The organism is Campylobacter sputorum subsp. sputorum (assembly GCF_008245005.1).
Taxonomy (GTDB): Bacteria; Campylobacterota; Campylobacteria; order Campylobacterales; family Campylobacteraceae; genus Campylobacter_F; species Campylobacter_F sputorum.
Window position 1 is genome coordinate 147,618 of sequence record NZ_CP043427.1, and the last position, 19,711, is coordinate 167,328.

23 protein-coding genes are annotated in these 19,711 nt (G+C 30.2%); 16 read left to right on the forward strand and 7 right to left on the reverse strand.

Annotated features, from left to right (window positions below; genetic code table 11):
• The first annotated feature begins 16 nt into the window (after positions 1-16).
• The 7 genes from CSPT_RS00765 to CSPT_RS00795 all read left to right on the forward strand — a co-directional run bounded on the left by CSPT_RS00765 (position 17) and on the right by CSPT_RS00795 (position 5,857).
• Positions 17-208: a tautomerase family protein gene (locus CSPT_RS00765; RefSeq protein WP_089181854.1), complete on the forward strand. Its 192-nt coding sequence runs from the start codon at positions 17-19 to the stop codon at positions 206-208.
• Positions 209-245: 37 nt separating this feature from the next.
• Positions 246-704, forward strand: a complete 459-nt coding sequence (bcp, locus tag CSPT_RS00770) for a thioredoxin-dependent thiol peroxidase (RefSeq protein ID WP_235610089.1) — start codon at positions 246-248, stop codon at positions 702-704.
• Positions 705-820: 116 nt separating this feature from the next.
• Positions 821-2,164: a COG3014 family protein gene (locus CSPT_RS00775; RefSeq protein WP_089181856.1), complete on the forward strand. Its 1,344-nt coding sequence runs from the start codon at positions 821-823 to the stop codon at positions 2,162-2,164.
• A gap of 9 nt (positions 2,165-2,173) precedes the next feature.
• Positions 2,174-2,626 (forward strand): DUF1425 domain-containing protein, encoded by a 453-nt coding sequence (locus tag CSPT_RS00780; RefSeq protein WP_089181857.1) that lies wholly within the window; start codon positions 2,174-2,176, stop codon positions 2,624-2,626.
• A 9-nt stretch (positions 2,627-2,635) separates the two neighbouring features.
• Positions 2,636-3,250: a penicillin-binding protein activator LpoB gene (gene lpoB, locus CSPT_RS00785; protein ID WP_089181858.1), complete on the forward strand. Its 615-nt coding sequence runs from the start codon at positions 2,636-2,638 to the stop codon at positions 3,248-3,250.
• 12 nt (positions 3,251-3,262) lie between these two features.
• Positions 3,263-4,627, forward strand: a complete 1,365-nt coding sequence (locus CSPT_RS00790; protein ID WP_089181859.1) for a DUF6844 domain-containing protein — start codon at positions 3,263-3,265, stop codon at positions 4,625-4,627.
• A gap of 9 nt (positions 4,628-4,636) precedes the next feature.
• Positions 4,637-5,857 carry a CsgG/HfaB family protein gene (locus CSPT_RS00795; protein ID WP_089181860.1) on the forward strand — a complete coding sequence of 407 codons (1,221 nt, stop codon included), beginning with the start codon at positions 4,637-4,639 and terminating at the stop codon, positions 5,855-5,857.
• Between the two features lie 19 nt (positions 5,858-5,876).
• Here CSPT_RS00795 and CSPT_RS00800 read toward each other — a convergent pair whose 3' ends face one another.
• Positions 5,877-8,435 carry a bifunctional aconitate hydratase 2/2-methylisocitrate dehydratase gene (locus tag CSPT_RS00800; protein WP_089181861.1) on the reverse strand — a complete coding sequence of 853 codons (2,559 nt, stop codon included), beginning with the start codon at positions 8,433-8,435 and terminating at the stop codon, positions 5,877-5,879.
• Positions 8,436-8,786: 351 nt separating this feature from the next.
• On the opposite strand from CSPT_RS00800, the gene CSPT_RS00805 reads away from it, so the two are divergent.
• From CSPT_RS00805 to CSPT_RS00815, 3 genes are read left to right on the forward strand one after another with little or no spacing between them, the layout of a single operon-like run.
• Entirely contained in the window at positions 8,787-9,131 is a 345-nt protein-coding gene (locus tag CSPT_RS00805) for an ArsR/SmtB family transcription factor (RefSeq protein WP_089181862.1), read from the forward strand.
• Positions 9,132-9,141: 10 nt separating this feature from the next.
• A complete protein-coding gene (locus CSPT_RS00810) occupies positions 9,142-9,363 on the forward strand; it encodes a cation transporter (protein ID WP_089181863.1) in 222 nt (73 codons plus the stop codon).
• A gap of 1 nt (position 9,364) precedes the next feature.
• Positions 9,365-11,194 (forward strand): heavy metal translocating P-type ATPase, encoded by a 1,830-nt coding sequence (locus tag CSPT_RS00815; RefSeq protein WP_089181864.1) that lies wholly within the window; start codon positions 9,365-9,367, stop codon positions 11,192-11,194.
• Here the strand turns inward: CSPT_RS00815 and CSPT_RS00820 are convergent.
• A complete protein-coding gene (locus CSPT_RS00820) occupies positions 11,191-11,949 on the reverse strand; it encodes a TSUP family transporter (RefSeq protein ID WP_089181865.1) in 759 nt (252 codons plus the stop codon). The two genes, CSPT_RS00815 and CSPT_RS00820, sit on opposite strands and share 4 nt — an antisense overlap.
• Positions 11,950-12,030: 81 nt before the next feature.
• On the opposite strand from CSPT_RS00820, the gene CSPT_RS00825 reads away from it, so the two are divergent.
• Complete coding sequence (locus CSPT_RS00825; protein ID WP_089181866.1) at positions 12,031-12,483, forward strand: methylated-DNA--[protein]-cysteine S-methyltransferase; 453 nt, start codon at positions 12,031-12,033, stop codon at positions 12,481-12,483.
• On the opposite strand, the gene CSPT_RS00830 is transcribed toward CSPT_RS00825, so the two are convergent.
• Genes CSPT_RS00830 through moaC form a run of 5 tightly spaced genes read right to left on the reverse strand, consistent with a single transcriptional unit; the run spans position 12,476 to position 16,258 of the window.
• Positions 12,476-13,492 (reverse strand): bifunctional 3,4-dihydroxy-2-butanone 4-phosphate synthase/GTP cyclohydrolase II, encoded by a 1,017-nt coding sequence (locus tag CSPT_RS00830; protein WP_089181867.1) that lies wholly within the window; start codon positions 13,490-13,492, stop codon positions 12,476-12,478. The two genes, CSPT_RS00825 and CSPT_RS00830, sit on opposite strands and share 8 nt — an antisense overlap.
• A 9-nt stretch (positions 13,493-13,501) precedes the next feature.
• Entirely contained in the window at positions 13,502-14,332 is an 831-nt protein-coding gene (locus CSPT_RS00835; RefSeq protein WP_089181868.1) for a universal stress protein, read from the reverse strand.
• Positions 14,329-15,540 (reverse strand): hypothetical protein, encoded by a 1,212-nt coding sequence (locus tag CSPT_RS00840; RefSeq protein WP_089181869.1) that lies wholly within the window; start codon positions 15,538-15,540, stop codon positions 14,329-14,331. Before CSPT_RS00840 ends, CSPT_RS00835 begins: the two co-directional genes overlap by 4 nt.
• Before the next feature lie 9 nt (positions 15,541-15,549).
• Complete coding sequence (locus tag CSPT_RS00845) at positions 15,550-15,807, reverse strand: HP0495 family protein (protein WP_089183277.1); 258 nt, start codon at positions 15,805-15,807, stop codon at positions 15,550-15,552.
• Positions 15,785-16,258 (reverse strand): cyclic pyranopterin monophosphate synthase MoaC, encoded by a 474-nt coding sequence (moaC, locus tag CSPT_RS00850; protein ID WP_089181870.1) that lies wholly within the window; start codon positions 16,256-16,258, stop codon positions 15,785-15,787. The genes CSPT_RS00845 and moaC overlap by 23 nt, the downstream gene beginning before the upstream one ends.
• Before the next feature lie 249 nt (positions 16,259-16,507).
• Between moaC and rpsU the strand changes: the two genes are divergently transcribed.
• From rpsU to serS, 5 genes are all read left to right on the forward strand, one after another.
• Positions 16,508-16,720, forward strand: a complete 213-nt coding sequence (gene rpsU, locus CSPT_RS00855) for a 30S ribosomal protein S21 (protein WP_033917069.1) — start codon at positions 16,508-16,510, stop codon at positions 16,718-16,720.
• Positions 16,721-16,771: 51 nt separating this feature from the next.
• Positions 16,772-17,428, forward strand: coding sequence for a hypothetical protein (locus CSPT_RS00860; RefSeq protein ID WP_089181871.1), 657 nt, complete (start codon positions 16,772-16,774; stop codon positions 17,426-17,428).
• 14 nt (positions 17,429-17,442) lie between these two features.
• Positions 17,443-18,048, forward strand: a complete 606-nt coding sequence (locus CSPT_RS00865) for a UPF0323 family lipoprotein (protein ID WP_089181872.1) — start codon at positions 17,443-17,445, stop codon at positions 18,046-18,048.
• A gap of 48 nt (positions 18,049-18,096) precedes the next feature.
• The gene (locus CSPT_RS00870) at positions 18,097-18,393 is read left to right on the forward strand and encodes a hypothetical protein (protein ID WP_089181873.1); all 297 of its coding nucleotides are present in this window, start codon (positions 18,097-18,099) and stop codon (positions 18,391-18,393) included.
• Between the two features lie 72 nt (positions 18,394-18,465).
• Entirely contained in the window at positions 18,466-19,710 is a 1,245-nt protein-coding gene (serS, locus tag CSPT_RS00875) for a serine--tRNA ligase (RefSeq protein WP_089181874.1), read from the forward strand.
• Position 19,711 lies beyond the last annotated feature (1 nt).

Genomic DNA, 19,711 nt, shown 5'->3' on the forward strand with positions numbered 1-19,711 from the left:
TAAATAAGGAGAAAAAATGCCAATAATAAATGTAAAACTAGCAAGTCCGCTTCCAGATAAAGAGACAAAAGACAAAGTGGCTAAAGAGATTATGGATGTGATGGTTAGAAATTTAGGAAAAAATCCAGAAAGAATTGTAGTTCTTTTTGAGGATTTGCCAAAAGATAGTTTTTATTTTGGTGCTAAAGATTTAGAGTCAAAGGATTAATATGAGCGATTTTTTAAAAGATGATATAGAAAGAAAAATAACGCTAAAAGAGGGAGACAAAGCTCCAAAATTTGAGTTAGAAAATGCTGATGGTGTAAAAGTTTCTTTAGGAGATTTTGTGGGTAAAAATGTAGTTTTGTATTTTTATCCAAAAGATAACACTCCAGGATGCACAACTGAGGCGTGTGAGTTTAGCCAAAATTATGATGAGTTTATGAAAAAAAATACAGTCATTATCGGCATTAGTCCAGATAGCGTAAAATCACATGCAAATTTTATACAAAAACACAATTTAAGCCATATTTTACTTAGCGACCCAAATAAAGAAGTTGCAAAACTTTATGGGGTTTGGCAAGTTAAGAAAAACTATGGTAAAGAGTATCTTGGCATAGTAAGATCAACTTTTGTTATAGATAAAAATGGAAACATAATAAAAGTATATAAAAATGTAAAAGCTAAAGATCATGCAATAAAAGTGTTAAACGAGCTTGTGTGATTTACTTTAAAGATGAAAATATAAAATAGATTATAAATTAATTTGTAATTTTTATTTAACATAAATTTTATATAAGATATACTAAGTTTATATTAAATTTATAAACAAGGTATAGTATGAATAAATATTTTTTTATCTTTATATACATGTTTTTTTTGGTTGGTTGTAGTGAAACTTTTGTTGGCTATTCTGATGTTTTAAATCAATACAACACCATTTATAACACAAAATCTTGCGATGATACCTTTATAGATGAAAAATCAAATTCAAATTTAGATCTTTTAATGTGGTATGAGCTTAATGGAAGCATGAAACGAAATTGTCTTGATTATAATGCTAGTAATTATTATTTTGACAAAGCTGAAGAGCTTTACAAAAGTGATGTAGATTTAGAAAATAGTGCTTTAAAACTTGCAAAAACTATAGGAACTACTTTTTTAAATGATAATATGGATAGTTATAGAGGAAATATTTATGAAAGTATAATGGTAAATGTTTATAAGGGCTTAAATTTTATGTCTATTGATAAATTTGGCGATGCTAGAGTTGAGTTTAATAGAGCTCTTGATAGACAGCGTCGCGCAAAAGATGAGTTTAGCAAAGAGATAGAAGAAGAAATTGCTAAGTTAGAAAAAGAAGATTCAAATGCTACAAAAATAGCTACAAATAAAGAAACTCAAAATGTAGTATATGATGCATATAATAAAAGTATTTTTGCTGATTTTGTGACTTATCCTGATTTTATAAATCCATTTGCTACATACATGGCAGGGCTTTTTTTCATAGCTGATAAGGATTATAAAAAAGCTAATGAAATGTTTAAAGAAAGTCTCGCTATGCAACCACAAAATATTTTTTTAAAAAGTGAGTTTAAACTTTCACAAGAACTTCTTGTTGGTAAAAATCATAAAAAATACATATGGCTCATTTATGAAAATGGAAAAAGTGCTACAAAAGATGAGTTTAGGCTAGATATTCCTTTATTTATCGTTACAGATAAAGTTCCTTATGTTGGTATAGCTTTGCCTACTATAAAAGATGGCATAAATTCATATGAATATTTAACAATAGATGGCGAAACTTCTTCTGAAATTTCGAATATGGATAGAGTTATAAAAACGGAATTTAAAACAAAACTCCCATTTATAGTAACAAAATCTTTGATAAGAACAACCATAAAAACACTTGCTGCTTATGCGTCTATGGATCAAAATACTTATGCCGGGATTGGCGTTGGAATTTTTAATCTAATAACAAATAAAGCAGATGTAAGAAGCTGGGTTTCTTTGCCAAAAAATTTTCAAGCAGCTAGAGTTATAAATTTAGGAAAAAGTGTTGATATAAAAAATTCACAAGGAGGCATTATAGAAAGTCTAAGTATACCTGATGATAAAAATGCTATTATTTATGTAAATTCACCTATACAAGGTTCTTTTAGTATTCATAAAATAATTTTTTAAGGAGATATAATGCAAGTATTTAAATGGTTTTTGTTTGGTTTTTTACTGTTTTTTGTTGGATGTTCTAGCAATCAAAATGCAATGCAAAACAATGAAATAAATGTAAAAAATGGTTCACATATTATATTTGATGATAAATCTTTGCAAAAATGGCTTAGATTAGATGATGTCAATGTTGTAAAAAGAAGTGACGATTTGATTGAATTTGATGTTACTTTTACAAATACAAGTAGTTCAAATAAGTTAGTAAGTTATAAAGTGATTTGGAAAGATGAAAATGGTTTTACGCAAAAAACTATTATGTCAAAATGGACAAAAACTTTGGTTGAAGAGGGTAGATCTCTTAATATCCATGGCATTTCTCCTAGTGTTAAATCAAAGGATTTTGAGATAATGCTACAAGAACCAACAGATGATGATGAAAATCGCAATGATTCGTATCATAAACAATATTCACATTAAGGAAATAATATGAAAAAAACTTTAATTTTTACCTCTTTGTTAGCTATTTTGCTTTTGAGCGGTTGTACAAAACAACCTCAATATATAGGCGATGGCAGTGGATCAAGCGTTGCACCCGTAACTATGGGTATAGATAAGGGTGATTTTGAAAAAGCAGCAATGGACGCAACGCAAAGTTTATTATCAAGCGGTGCTTTAAATAAGCCAGGTGGCGGTAGATATGTAGTAGCAATTGATCAGGTTATCAATGATACAACACAAAGAATTGATACTGATATGCTTATTAAAAAAATTAGAATAGCTATGTTAAAAAGCGGTAAAGCAGTTGTAACATCGGCTATAAAAGTAGGCGGCGCAGAATCAACACTTAGTCACTCGGTTAGAGATTTAAGAGATAATGATGAGATAAATCAAAATACAATAGCCAAAAAAGGCACTATGATAGCACCGGATATGGGGCTTAGCGGTAAAATCATTCAAAGAAATGCAAAAACTATCAAGGGCGATCAATTAGTAGAATACTACTTTCAGCTTACATTAACAGAGCTTGCTAGCGGATTAGCATTTTGGGAAGATGAGATTGTTGTTGGCAAACTTGGCTCAAATAAAACAGTAACTTGGTGATAAGGAGAAAATATGTTTAAAAATTTAAAATTACTATCTATTTGTGCAATTTTTGCAATGTCTTTATGTGCAAATGAAGTAACAACAAATAGCGTTGCTGAGATTCCTGCAAATGAAGTTGAGGCTCAAAATGCTATGAGTGATGCATCCGCTCAAGATATCACGCCAAAAAGCATTGAAGATTTTTTTGATGAGTTTGCAAATGAGTATGGTATAAGTTATGGAGAGAGTATAAATGGTAAAACATTTTTTAGTGCAAAAGCAACTGCAATGGTAGGTACAAACGATGCTGATTTTGCTAAGGCACTATCTGTTGCATATAATGAGGCATTTTTAAATTTACAAATAGATTTTATAAGAGATACTTATGGCAAACAAGCGGCTCAAACTTTAAGAAAAACTTTTACTGATAACTCTACAAATGCAAAAGAATTTGAAAAACTTCCACCTGAGAGCATATTTGCTCAGCTTTTGACAAAAATCTCAGAATTAGCTGGTGCTAAACTTGATGAGATGCTAACAAATCTAGGTGTTGATTTTCAAAAAGGTCTTAGCGAAGAGAGAAAAAAGATTTTGATGGCTGAAAATTTAGTAAAAAATATCCAAACAACTGCTATGGGACAAATTTCGGGCTTAGTTCCGATTCAAACCGCAGTTACAAAAGATGGTTCTACTTATGATATAGGCGTTATTGCTGTAATGAGCGAAAAAACAGTTCAAATCGCAAGAGATATGAAATTTAAAAGAAATTCTATCATAAAAGGCAAAGGTAAAAATATAAAAGAGTTTTTACCTACTACAAATGATGGATTTTTAGATGAATTTGGTATCCGCTTGGTTTATGATGAAAATGGAGCGCCAGTGATTTTGAGTTATGGTAGATGGGGATATATTAAAAATAGCTCAGATGAGTATGTAAATAAAAGGCAAAAAGATATAGCACAAAAACAAGCAGCCGCTCAAGCCGATGCAGCAATTAGCGAGTTTGTAGCTTTAAGCCTGTCTTTAAAAGAAAATTCTCAAAGTGGAAAAGATGTAGAGCATGCACTAACTCAGCTAATCACATCTGGAAATACTCAAGAGAGTGAAAAAGTTGCAAAAAATATCATAGATATAGCTTCAAGTGAAGTAAAAGCAACCTCAAATATGCAACTAAAGGGCATAAGAACACTAAAAAGATGGTCAGCATCTGATAAAAATAATGTCGAACATGTTGGAGTTGTAAGATTTTACTCTTATGCGAATGTTAAAAATACAAATGAAGTTTTAGGTATTCAAAATGGTAAAAATTCAAATCAAACACAACAAAAAGCCGTAAAAAAGTCACAAGATGTTTCAAGTAAAAGTAAAATGGTAAATGATTTGGATGATTTTTAGGGAAAAATTATGAAAAAATTAATAATTGTTTTTATTTTTTTGCTTTTAAATTTAAATGCTGAGGTAATAAAAAATATCAATACAAAAACTATGGCTGGGAGCGGAAGTGGTGTAACAAGAGAAGAAGCTATAAATAATGCCATTATAGAAGCATTAGGAAAGCTTCAAGGCGTAAAAGTAAATAGTTCTAAGTTTATCTCAACAAAAGCTGTGGCTAACAATGGTCAAAGTGATATAAAAGACACTTATTCGTCTGAGATTAATCGTGTTACAAATGGCAGAGTTGATGGATTTAGTGTAGATAACATATCGCAGTTTGATGGAATGTTTCAAGCAGATGTTACCATTAAAAAAGTATACTCATCAAAACAATACAAAACCCCTGGACTTGATCCAAATAATCGCCGCAAAATGGCAGTTTTGCCTGTTTTTAGCGATAGGGATTATTTTTTAGTTTTTGAGGGTAAAATTGCCAAAGAAGAACTAACTAGACCGCTTACCCAAGATATATTAAATGCTATGACAAACACTAGGAAATTTACTATTTTAGATAGAGTGAGTAATCCTGGTGTTTATGCATTGGAAGAAGCTGTTGTTAGTTCAAAGCAAGCCGCAAACGATGAAGCATTAAAGCTTGGAAATGTATTAGGTGCTGATTATATTTTAATAACAAATATTTCTGATTTTGATATTTCAAAAAATACTTCAAATTTAACTGGAAAAACTCAAAATAAAATTACTACAAGAATCGAATATAGGGTTTTAATGATGGCTACAAGGCAAGTTAAATTTTCTGGAACAAAAAATTTCAGTATTAATGCAAGTGGAAATTCTTTAGGTGAAATCATTTCAAAAGCTACAAACAAAATCGCAAACGAAATTAGCTTTGAGATAATAGATGCCATTTATCCCCTAAAAGTTGCAGATGTTGTAAATAATGAAGTTATCATATCTCAAAGCTTAAATATTGGTGAAATTTATGATGTTTTTTCACAAGGTAAAAAGATAGCGGATTCTTATACAAAAGAGAGTGTTGGAAGTATTGAAAACAAAACAGCTAGCATAGAAATCATCCGCTCAAGCTCAAAAATGTCTTATGCTAAAATTTTAGAAGGAAGTGTTAAAAAAGGAGATATTTGTAGAAAAAAAGATAGTGGCATTAATTCAAACATAGGTAAAAACAGTAGTGTAAAAATTAAAGAAAATGGCGGAGTTGTCCTTCCATTTTAATAAAGCCTTGAAAAAGGCTTTATTTTAATTCAAAATTTTCTAACTCATTGAAATTTAAATATTTGTAAATTTCGTGTTCTTTTCCTTCTAATTTTTTTGGAACCATATTTAGATATTCTTCTTTGCTCGGCAGTCTTCCTAGTATTGCACACATTGCTGCAAGTTCCGCACTTCCTAGATAAACCTGTGCCCCCATTCCCATTCTGTTATCAAAGTTTCTAGTAGATGTTGAAAATACTATCGCATTATCTTTTACTCGTGCTTGATTTCCCATACAAAGAGAACATCCAGCAACTTCTATTCTAGCTCCAGCTGTACCAAAAAGGCTAAAATAACCCTCTGCTTTTAATTTTTCTTGATCCATTTTAGTTGGAGGAACAACCCAAAGTCTAGTAGGTATCTGCCCCTCGCCTTTTAAAATTTCCCCTAAAGCCCTGTAATGACCGATATTTGTCATACAGCTTCCAACAAAAACTTCATCAATATGTTTTGGTCTTTTTGGATCAGCTAAAATTTCACTAAGTGTTGCAACATCATCAGGATCATTTGGACAAGCTAAAATTGGCTCAGTTATTTCATTCATATTTATCTCTATGATTTGAGCATATTTTGCGTCTTTGTCTGCTTTTAAAAGTTCTGGATTATCAAGCCATTTTTGCATATTTTCTTTTCTGCGTTCTAAAGTTTCTTTGTTTTCATAGCCTGCTTTTATCATTGCATCTATTAAAACTATATTTGATTTTAGATATTCAATTACTGGCTCTTTCTTGAGTGCAACAGTGCAAGCTGCAGCACTTCTTTCAGCACTTGCATCACTTAACTCAAAAGCTTGTTCAACTTTTAAATTCTCAAGTCCTTGTATTTCTAAAATTTTACCTGCAAATATATTTTTTTTATTTTTTTTAGATACTGTCAAAAGTCCTTGTTTTATAGCATAATATGGTATAGCATTTACAAGATCTCTTAGTGTTATACCAGGTTGCATTTTTCCTATAAATTTAACTAGAACAGATTGAGGCATATTTAAAGGCATTATTCCTAAAACTGCTGCAAATGCTACAAGTCCACTTCCTGCAGGAAAACTTATGCCTATAGGAAATCTCGTATGGCTATCACCGCCTGTTCCTACAGTGTCTGGTAAAACCATTCTATTTAACCACGAGTGAATTACTCCATCTCCTGGTTTTAACGCAACACCGCCTCTTGAACTCATAAAATTTGGTAATGTTTTATGTGTTAGTGCATCACTTGGTTTTGGATAAGCTGCTGTATGACAGAAGCTTTGAAGTACAAAATCAGCGTTAAATCCAAGACTTGCCAACTCTTTTATCTCATCTCTTGTCATCGGTCCAGTTGTATCTTGTGAGCCAACCGTTAAGGTTTGTGGTTCTACATACATTCCAGCTCTTACGCCTTTTAATCCACAAGCACGACCAACTATTTTTTGAGCAAGAGTGTAGCCACTTTTTTCATCATTTTGAGGTTGAGTTGGTTTTATAAAAATATCTTCATCATCTTTTAAATTTAAAGCTTTTCTAGCTTTGTAGCATAGCGATTTTGCGATTATTAAAGGTATTCGCCCACCTGCTTTAACCTCATCTTTTATTGTATTTGGGATAAGTTCAAATTTACTTACAACTTTACCATTTTTTATAATTTCGCCTTTATAAGGATAAATTTCTATCTCATCTCCTGTTTTTAACTCATCAACATTTGCTATAATCGGCAAGGCACCGCTATCTTGTGCTGTATTAAAAAATATCGGAGCAATGGTTGAGCCTATGATGATTCCACCTGTTTTTTTGTTTGGCACACCATCTATTTGTGTTCCTATATGCCACTGGATAGAATTAATCGCACTTTTTCTACTACTTCCTGTTCCCACAACATCTCCAACATAAACTACTTGCTTTTTAGTTTCTTTAAGTTTATTTATCTGTTTTATACCATCTGGGACTTTTTTTTGTAACATTGCTAGAGCATGAAGCGGTATGTCGCTACGACTAAAAGCTTCACTTGCTGGACTTAAATCATCTGTATTTGTCTCCCCATCAACTTTAAATACCACTGCTTGTATTTTTTGCGGTATATCATTTTTTGATTTAAACCACTCCGCGTTTGCCCATGATTCCAAGATATCTTTGGCGTATTTGTTTGTTTTGGCTAGTTTTAAGATATCGTTAAAATAATCATGAACAAAAATTGTATTTTTAAGTGTATTTGCAGCCTGTTTAGTAACTTTTTCATCTTTATTTTCTAAACAAGATATCAAAACAATAACACTATATCCGCCAAGCATTGTTTTTAGCATATCTATGGCTTGAAATTTATCTATACCATTTATCGATAAATCGTGGTTTATAATCTCATTTAGAAATTCAGCTTTGATTTTAGCAGCGTCATCTACGCCCGGATTTACGCGATTTTTTAGTAGATTTATAAGTTCATCGCTTTTTGCATCACCACTTTTTAATAGCTCACAAATTTCTTTTGTATCAGACGCACTTAGGGCTAAAGGGGGAATTCCCATCTCATTTCTTTTACTTTTTTCTTCATTGTAGCGAGTAAAGAAGTCCATTTTTTATCCTTTAATTTGTAATATTTTAATTTTAACACAAGCTTTTTAAAATATTATAAATATTAATGCTTAATCTAAAAAATTAAATTGAAAATATTTTGTATGATTGCTCTTGAAAAAAATTCATAAAATATCTTTTAAATTTAGATTATTTTTTTAAATTTTTTATGCCTGTAAAATATCTATGTTTTTTAGCAGTAAAATAGATTTGGGCTAAAAAATGTATTGTTTGATTAAAATCTTTTTTACTTGACAACCGTTTTCAAAAAAAGTATAATTCTAGATTATTTTATATATGAACATATATTCATATATAAAATAATTAAATTTATTTAATTTAGGAAGGTGCGTATGGATTTTTGTGAAGTTAGCATAATACATCAAGATATAGTAAAAAATGTAATGAAAAATATGCCAGAAGACGATAGTTTAGAGCGTTTGGCGGATTTTTTTAAAATTTTTTCAGATAGCACAAGGGTGCGAATACTTTGGGCTTTAAGTCAAAATGAAATGTGTGTTTGTGATATAGCATACCTTTTAAGTATGAGTAATTCAAGCATATCTCATCAGTTAAGGGTGCTTAAACAAGGCGGTTTTGTTAAAAATAGACGAGATGGCAAAGTTGTGTATTATAGTTTAAGAGATGAACATATAAGCACTATTTTAAATCAAAGTTTGATTCATATAAACGAATAAAGGGTAAAAAATGTGTAAAAAATTCACACTTAAAAATTTAGAATGTGCTAATTGTGCTTCTAAAATGGAAGAACAAATATCAAAAATAAATGGCGTCCAAAGTGTTAGTATAAATTTCATAACAACTAAAATGAAGCTAAATTATGATGAAAATATGGAAGATGAAATTTTAAACAGATGTCAAAGTATCATTTCTAAAATAGAGCCAAATACTATTATGGAAATTTTATAAGATGAAAAAAGATATAAGTTTTATTTGTGTTTGTATTTTTATAGTTATTGTTTCATTTTTTATAGAAAATAATATTTTAAAAACTAGTTTTTTGGCAATTTCGTATATTGTTGTAGGATACGATGTTCTTTTAAATGGCGTTAAAACATTAACAAAAAAATCTTTTTTAGATGAGAATTTTTTGATGAGTATAGCATCTCTTGGAGCTTTTTTCATAGGAGAGCAGTTAGAAGCAGTTGGCGTAATGTTGTTTTATAAGATAGGCGAAACTTTTGAACGCTACTCATTAAATAAATCAAGAAATTCTCTAAAAGATGCGATGAAGCTTATGCCAGAATATGCAAATTTAAAACTAGATAACGGCGAGCATAAAAAAGTTGATCCAAATTCTATCAATATAGGCGATATTATACTCATAAAACCAGGGGAAAAAGTGCCAATTGATGGCATTATAATAAGCGGTAATTCATCTTTAAACACCTCAGCTATCACAGGAGAGCCCATTCCAAAAGAACTTAAAACTGGCGATGAAATAACAAGTGGATATGTAAATATAAATGGGCTTTTAGAAGTTAAGGTTACAAAAAACTTTGAAAACTCAACTATAGCCCAAATTTTAGAGCTTGTAGAAGATGCTACAACAAAAAAATCAAAACAAGAAAAATTTATAACCAAATTTGCTAGAGTTTATACGCCCATTGTAGTTTTTGTGGCAATATTTATAACTATTGTTCCGCCATTTTTTACTGGCGAGGTTAAAGAATGGCTTTATAGAGCGTTAATATTTCTAGTAGTTTCTTGTCCTTGTGCTCTTGTGATATCTGTACCACTTAGTTTTTTTGGAGGTATAGGAGCGTCAAGTAAAAAAGGAATTTTGGTAAAAGGAAGTAATTTTTTAGATGTGCTTTCAAAGGCAAAAACTTTTGTTTTTGATAAAACCGGAACGCTTACAAAGGGCGAATTTATGGTTGATGAGGTGGTAAGTGTTTGTAAATTTAGTAAAAATGATATACTTGAGTTTGCGGCTTTATCACAACTTTACTCATCTCATCCCATCGGCATTTCGCTTATAAAATATGCAAAAAATTTGGATATAAATTTAGATGAAAATTTAGTTAGTAATTTAGAAGAAATTCCCGGATTTGGCATAAAAGCAGATATAAAAGGAAGTAGGGTTTTGATTGGGAATGCAAATTTACTAAAAGATTTTGTACTTCCAAAACTTGATAAAACTTCTACTTTTATAGCAATAAATGGAGAATTTGCGGGATACATTACATTTAAAGACGAGATAAGATATGATGCTATAACAACTATAAAATATCTCAAAAGCAAAAAAATAAAAACATTTATGCTAACAGGAGATAAAGAAAACTCAGCAAAACTTATAGCAACAAAACTTGGGATAGACCATGTTTTTGCAGAGCTAACACCGATGAAAAAAGTTGAAATTTTAGAAAGCTTGATGGATAAAAAAGCAAAAAATGAAACTATCTGTTATATAGGAGATGGTATAAATGATGCTCCTGTTTTAGCGAGAGCTGATGTGGGTATATCTATGTTTGGAAGTAGTGCCGCAATAGAAGCTGGAGATATAGTTTTGCTTGATAGTAGTTTAAATAAACTAAAAACAGCCTTGCAAATTTCTAAAAAAACTATAAATATAGCCTACGAAAATATCATTTTTAGTATAGGCATAAAGATATTTGTGCTTATTTTGGCTATTTTTGGTTTTGCATCTATGTGGGCAGCAATATTTGCAGATGTTGGAGTTACGATACTTGCCATACTAAACTCATTTAGGGTTTTTGCTTATGCTAAAAAGATTTAAAATATAAATCCATAAATAATTTTTAAAATGGTTAAAGCAACTATGATTAAAAATATTGTCTTTATCCATTTTACATCTTTTTTAATAACAAAATTTGAGCCAAAATATCCGCCTAAAATTTGACCTAATGCCATTATAAATCCAACAAGCCAAAGAATTTGTCCGCCAAATATAAAAACAACCAAAGAGACGAAATTTGAGACGAAATTTAAAACCTTAGTGTGTGCAACGGCTTTTTTCATATAAAGTCCAAGAACGCCAACTAATGCAAATGTCCAAAATGATCCAGCCCCAGGTCCAAAAAAGCCATCATAAAATCCTAAAATCAGTCCAAAAATGATATAAAAAGGCTTTGGAGACATTCTAGCTTTTGTGTCTTTCTCGCCTAAATTTGGCGAAAAAATTGTATAGATAAAAATACCAATAAGCAAAAAAGGGATTATGTAGTTTAAAAATTTCGCATCTATAAAAAGCACAAGTGTTGTTCCACTACACGCACCTATAAATGTAAAAATTATCCCAGTTATTATCTCTTTTTTGTCGATATAACCTTTTGCCCAAAAATTTGCAGCAGCCGTAAAAGTCCCAAAACTTCCTTGCAATTTATTTGTAGCAAGTGCAATATGTGGAGGAACATTCATAGCTAGAAGTGCTGGCAAACAGATAAGTCCGCCACCTCCTGCTATAGCATCTACAAAACCACCCAAAAATGCAGCTATAAAAAATATACCAAATTGCCAAATTTCAAATTCCATCGTTTGCTTCTTTTTAAATTTAATTAGTAATTTTAACTCATTTAAATATAAAATTTACTAAATTTATAAAAAAGGATTGTTATGCAAAAATCTTATATGAAAACACCTGTTGGAAATTTAGAAATTATGGCTGATGAAATAGGAATTCGTGAGATAAATTTCACAAACAATTTTATAAATTTAGATACAAAAAATACCCATATAAAAAAATGCATAAAAGAACTTAACGAATATTTTAGTGGAAATTTGAGAGAATTTAGTGTAAATTTACATATAGTTGCAACACAATTTCAAAGAAGTGTTTATGAGGCTTTGCTTTGCATAAAATATGGCAAAACAGCAACTTATGGAGATATAGCGAAAATGATAAATTTGCCAAAATCTTACAGGGCTGTTGGAAATGCAAACTCAAAAAATAAAATTCCAATCATTATCCCATGCCACAGAATAGTCTCTCAAAACTCAATTGGCGGATATTCTGGTGGCATAGAAATAAAAAAATTTTTACTAGATTTGGAGAGTAAATTTAACTGATATATGAAACTATATCTAGGTTAAAGCCCTTTATACCAACAAATTCTTTTTTAGAGCTTGAACTAATCATATCAATTTGCGTTATGCCAAAATGTTTTAGAATTTGAGCTCCTATACCATAGTTTTTTATTAAATTTTTACTATCATTGCCATCATCCAAAAATAGCAAAATGCCATTTTTTTCGTTAAGAATTTCTAAACTTTTCATAAGGTCGTCATATTTTTTATTTGTCATAAAATCTACATTTGATGATATTTTTTCAAATTTTACAACGCTTCTTTTAGAAATATTTCCAAAAACAAAAGCAAAATGAGTTCTATCTAAATGATCTTTTATCTCATATTGCATAACTTCATATCCAGCTAATTTAACATTAGAGGATTTTTCTATGTTTATTAGAGTTTCATTTTGGAGTCTGTATTTTACTATGTCAGATATCGCAACCATATGTAGTCCAAATTTTTCGCAAAACAGCTCCAAATCATCTCTTCTAGCCATGCTTCCATCATCTTTTACAATCTCGCAGCATATCGCAACTTCCATAAGCCCAGCTAATTTACATAAATCCACACAACCCTCAGTGTGACCAGTTCTAACTAAAACGCCACCGTTTTTTGCAATTAGCGGAAAAATATGCCCAGGACGCACAAAATCATCAGCAGTTGCAGTGGGTGAGCACATAAGTTTTATTGTCATATCTCTTTCATAAGCACTAACGCCCGTTGTTGCTTCTTTTGCATCTATAGTAACAGTAAAAGCTGTTTCGTGTGAAGATGTGTTTGAACTAACCATAGGTGCAAGATCAAATTTTTTTGCTATTTGTTCGCTTATTGGTGTGCAAAGCACCCCTTTTGCGTGTGTTATAGTAAAATTTACTTTTTGTGTATCGCTAAAAGTAGCTGCAAAAATTATATCTCCTTCATTTTCTCTATCTTCATCATCAACCATCACAAGCATTTTTCCTTGTTTTAAATCATCAATTGCTTGTTCTACGCTTACTAAAGCCATTATTTTTCCTTATATATTTTTTATGAAATTGTTACTATTTGGTAATTTTGATTCTTCTATTAATTCTGCAGAAAAGCTTCCAAAGAAAAATCTTTTTATAGGATTTGAGTTAAATGCCCCACAAGCTATCAAATCTATCTCATTTTTATTTGCAAAATCAAGCATCTCATCGATACTTCCGTGAATACTTATAAATTTGAGATTTTCATCACTATAAGTTTCTTTTGCTTTAGATAAAATTTGATCGGATTTTTCCTTGCTCTCGTTTAAATTTAATATTATTTTTTCTGCATTTTTGAAGTTTTTGCAAACAAAATCAAGTATTTTATCACTTGTATTAGATCCATCATAAGCTACTAGGATTTTATCAACTTTTTGTATGTTTGAGCTTAGAGTGAAAATAGGAGATTTCGCATATTTTATAATGTCAAATAAATTTCTGCTTATTTGATTAGAACTCGCACTATTTCCTATTACAAGTATGCTTTCATCGTCACAAAGAGATTGTATTTTTACAACCAAATCGCCTTCTTCTTGTATGATTTGAGAATCAAGACCGCTATTTAGTGCAAATTTATTGTATAAGCCTAAAGTATTTTTTAACTCAGCTGCTCTATCTTTGCTTTCATTTAACTCTTTTATAATCTCATAATCTATGTGATATTGATGAGTTGGATCCATAACTCCCATCATTGCAAAAGATGTTGCATAATCTTGCAAAACTTCATTAACATTTAAAAAATAAATTTTTAAATTTAACATTTTAGCTATATTTATAGCACTTTCACACACATTTTTATTAAGCGAACTGCTGTCTATACAAGCTATAATTTTTTTCATTTTCTTTTAAAACTCTCTTTTGTCTGTTCTATAAGCGATTTCGCACCGTCATATACTCTGTTTCCAAGCTTTTTTGCTTCTGATGTAATCTCTTTTTTCGCGTTTTCTATCTCAAATTTATCTAATTCTTTCTTTTGTGCTTCTAAATTTTTAAATATTTTCAAGCTTTTTTTACTAAATTCTTGTTTTAAAGAGTGCATTTTTTCATTTGCTTTTTTAGCAAATTCTTCTATATTTTCATTTTCTTTTATATCTTCCATTTTAGAGATTATAAGCTGCTTTGTATCATTTGTAAGTCTTATAAATTTAGCTAGATAACTATCTAAACTATTTTGCAATATATCTTCTATAATTGATTTTGAGGGCTCATCGCATTCTAAAGATATATTTTTTAAAAGCTCTATAAAGTCATTTTCGATATTTTGAAGCTCTTTTGTAGCTTCTAAAAGATTTTGATTTATCTCTTTTGGAACAAATTTTATATCATCATTTAGTTTTTCTATGGATTTAAAAATTCCATCTTTGTTTCCATTTATCACGCCTTTTATAAGCGAGTTAGCGTAAATTTTGCTCTCATTTGCCACTTCAATAGCCGCTTTTATGATAACTTTTGATATATTTAAAATTCTTTCTTTTTCAAATTTACCTTCTTTTATTGTTAGATAAGATATGTTTTTACTTATTTCATATGCTGTATCTTCAACATCTTCGCCATTTTCTATCGTTGTTAAAAATGCTGATTCCGAAGTTTCTTTTAGTATGCCTAAAATTTCCAATCCACCTATTAGTCTTTCATCAATAACATCTAAAATCATATCTTTATAAGGACTATCGCTTTTTTTAAATTTATTTTCTATATTTTTATAAATATCAACAAGAGAGTTTCGTATATCTCTGCCTTGTGCGTAAATTTGCTTTTTTATCTGATCGTTTTCATATATAAGTTTGTGAAAATACTGCTCTTTTTCATATACACTAGCTCTAAAAAGACCATCCATAATTGACGATAAAGTTTCATTGTTTAGTAAATTTTTGCTTTTTAATTCTTCGCAAAGCTGCGAAAAAATACATATTATTTTTTCTTCTTTTTGAATTTCCCCTAAAAACTCATCTTTATACATATCAAACACACTATCATTTAGGCGAAGAGCAAAATCTTCATCATTTTTGTGTTTATCTATAAAATTTAAAAATATATCTTTTTGCATATCTTTCCTTTACAAAACAAATTTGCATTTACTTTTTAATTTGTTAAATATATCTAATCTCTCTTTGTCATTTAGAACAAAAACGCTTAGATTGTGGCTTTGGTATTTTCCGTTGCTACTTAAATTTGAAAACTCAAGTTTATATTCTTTTTGTTTAGTTACCAAAGCTACTATGTTTTCGATTTTTTCATCTTTTGATATTATAAGCTTGTATTTCCAAAAACACGGATAGTTGATTTTAGGCCTATTTTCGCACATATTCGCCACTTTTTCCACCGCTTTTGCTTTCTAAACAAATTTCACTTATAATCATACTTTTATCAACTGCTTTTATCATATCATAAATTGTTAAAAGCCCGATGCTAACACCTGTTAATGCTTCCATCTCAACACCTGTTTTGCCATTTAGTTTAACGCTAACAAAAAGCTTATAACCAAAATCGCCATCAAGCTCTTCTATATGTGTGTCTATGCCAGTTATATTTAAGGGATGGCACATTGGTATGAGATTTGAAGTTTGTTTAGCCCCCATTATAGCTGCAACTATCGCTGTTTGCAAAACAGGGCCTTTTTTTGCCGAGTTTGTTTTAATCATTTCAAATGCATCTTTAGACATTTTTATAATTCCGCTTGCCTTTGCTATGCGTGTTGTGATATCTTTAGTGCTAACATCTACCATTTTTGGTCTATTATTTTTATCTAAATGAGTTAATTGCATTTTATTCCTTTGTTATTTAAGTATTATATCAAAGAAAAGTTTAATTAAGTAAAAAACCATAAGAATAAATTTTCTTATGGTTTTGAAAAAAGGAGGTTTCATTAATTGTGTGTGAGCGTAATGATACAGTTTTGTTATAAATGGCTATTGAATTTATCATAAACAGATTATTTTGGCTATAAATTTGCTTTTTTAAACTATTTTTAGATATAATCAAAACTCGAAATTTTACGAAAGGTGGTGATGGAAGTGCCGGGAGTTAAGGTACATCCAAATGAGTCTTTTGATGAAGCTTATAGAAGATTCAAAAAACAAGTTGATAGAAATTTAGTTGTTACCGAAGTAAGAGCTAGAAGATTTTTTGAACCTATGACTGAAATAAGAAAAAAACAGAAGATTTCAGCTCGCAAAAAAATGCTTAAGCGTCTTTATATGCTTAGACGCTACGAATCAAAACTCTAAGCCAAAGTTGGTCGCTAAAAGCGACCAATTAACATAGAATGGGGAAACTTCATGCAAAAGCTCTGTGTTGCAGATGCAGCTACTCATCTTGGTATTACAAAAGAAGCTATCTACAATAGAATTAGAAGAGGCACTTTAGAATTTGTAGAAGAAAATGGACAGAAATTTATCATAATTGATTCTGAGGACTCAAAAAAAACTAAAAAATCATCAACAAAACAGACTAAAAAAGTTCCTTCAAGCGATATTTTTACAGATTATTTGCTTAATCAAATAGATGAGCTTAAAGATGAAAATGCAAAATTACACAAACAAAAAGATGAGCTTTATGAACAAAAAGAGCAAATTTTAATCCAAAATAAAGAAGAAATAAAACAAATTTATAAAGAGAAAGATGATAAACTAAGATATTTTTTAGCTCTTCTTGAAAAACCTTTGATATCAAAACAAAATGGAGAGTATTTAGCTCCAATTGATGTTGAAATTACTGAGTATGATGAAAGCTCTACGCAAAATATGAGTAGAAATGATGATGTCAGTGATGATAAAAAGTGGATTAAATTTAGCACATATTGCATGATAAATAATCTTAGTTTAAAAGATGAAAAAAAACTAAAAAATATAATTTTATCAAAAATAGACACATCTAAAAGAATTAAGCTAAAAAATGGCATAGTGTATATAAGAAGAGATAAAAAAATTAAATAAATTTAGGAAATAAAGTGAAAAAATTTAGAAAAATAGCAAATTATGCAGCAGTTGGCGGACTTGGAGCTATGCTTATAACAGGTCTTAATGGGTGTGGAAATAATAACAATAATGAAGAAATGTTAACACAAGAAGCGCAACAAGGTGCCTTTGTAATCATAGAAGAAATTACGCCTGGAAAATACAAAATTCAAGAAGAATTTCCCAGCAAAGAAACAAGAATCGTCCTAAAAGACATAAATGGAACAGAAAGAGTTTTAACAAAAGAAGAGATGGATGTTTTGATGGCTGAAGAAAATGCCAAAATTGATGCTGGAACTAGCCCACTAACTAATCAAAATGCACAACTTAGCAGTGGCGGGTTATCTCTAGGAGAGGCAATACTTGCAAGTGCAGCTGGAGCTATCATAGGAAGTTGGATAGGCAGTAAACTTTTTAACAATACCGCTTATAACAATCACAGGCAAACAGCTTATAAAAATCCAAGCACATATTCAAGAAGTGTAGATAGTTTTAATAAAGCAAAAGCTACATCTTCAAAAAGTTCAACATCTAAAAAAAGCGGATTTTTTAGCGGAGGTAGTAAAACAGGCACTTCGTCTGGAAGTTTTGGAAGCTAAATTTGGAATGTCTTTTGCTTTAAATTTATAAAAATTTAGGAGCATAAGATGATGGTAGTAAAAAATAGTTTAGTTAATCCAAATCAAGCTAGCAAACTTGGAGAAATCGTAAAGCAAAATGATGATTTTACTAAAATGTTAGATGATATGAATAAAAAAAATGATGAGATTAAAAAGATAAATGATAAATTTACAAAAGAGTTAAAAGAGCAAGATAAAATTTTTAAACAATTTGACCTTGCTTTTATAAGAAATCAAATAATATTTGGAAATCTTGATGAAGCAGAGCGAAGCAAACTTTTCAAAAAATCTTTAAAGATAGCAAAAGAACTTAGCGAACTTTAATCATATCAAATTTATAAATTTTTGAATTTTAGATGAAAAGCGGTATAATCTGCAAAATATTTAGGAGAAAAAATGATAAATTTAAAACTCATTGAGACAAATTTCGATGAATTTACAAAAAAACTCAATGCAAAAAAAACAAATCCACAAATGTTAAAAAATTTGCTTGATTTATACAATGAACTTAAAGTTAAAAGGCAAGATTTAGAATCTCTTCAATCGCTTCAAAATTCAAAAAGCAAGGAACTTGGAATAAAAGCTAAAAATGGCGAAGATATAAGTGTTTTAAAAGAAGAACTTGCTAAAAATAAAATAAAAGTCCAAGATGGCGAGAATTTAATTAGGGATTTAGAGCTTAAACTTGATGAAATAGCATCAAGCATACCAAATATTATAGATGATGATGTGCCTTTTGGCGAAGATGAAAATGATAATGTGGAGCTAAAAAAAGTTTTAGAGCCAAGAAAATTTGATTTTGAACCAAAAGAACACTTTGAACTTGGCGAGAAGCTTGGCTGGTTGGATTTTGAGCGAGGAGCAAAGCTTGGCGGAAGTCGTTTTACGGTGTTAAAAGGCGATGGTGCAAAATTAAATAGAGCACTAGTAAATTATATGATAGATTTTAATACTTCAAGAGGTTTTGAGCTTGTAAATGTGCCATTTTTAGTAAGACCTGAGATACTTTATGGCACAGGGCAACTTCCTAAATTTGAAGATGATTTATATAAAGTAAGGGATGAAGAGCTTTATTTGATACCAACGAGTGAAGTTCCTGTTACAAATTTATACAATGATGAAATTTTAGATATTGAAAAACTGCCTATAAAAATGACTTGTTATAGTCATTGTTTCAGAAAAGAAGCAGGCTCAGCCGGAAGAGACACAAGAGGTATGATAAGACAACATCAGTTTGAAAAAGTAGAGCTTGTTAGTATAACAAAACAAGATGAGAGCGATGCTGTATTAGAAGAGATGATAAGTTGTGCGAGTGATCTTTTAACATCACTTGGTCTTCCTCATCGTCATATGATGCTTTGTAGTGGCGATCTTGGTTTTAGTGCTGCAAAGACAATTGATTTAGAAGTCTGGCTTCCAGGACAAAACAAATATAGAGAGATAAGTTCTATATCAAATACTAGAGATTTTCAAGCAAGAAGAGCAAAAATTCGTTATAAAGATGGCAAAAAAAATATTTTAGTAAATACCTTAAATGGCTCATCTTTGGCTGTTGGTAGAACACTAATTGCTATAATGGAAAATTATCAAAAGTCAGATGGAAGCATAGAAATTCCGCAAGTTTTACGAAAATATATGTAGG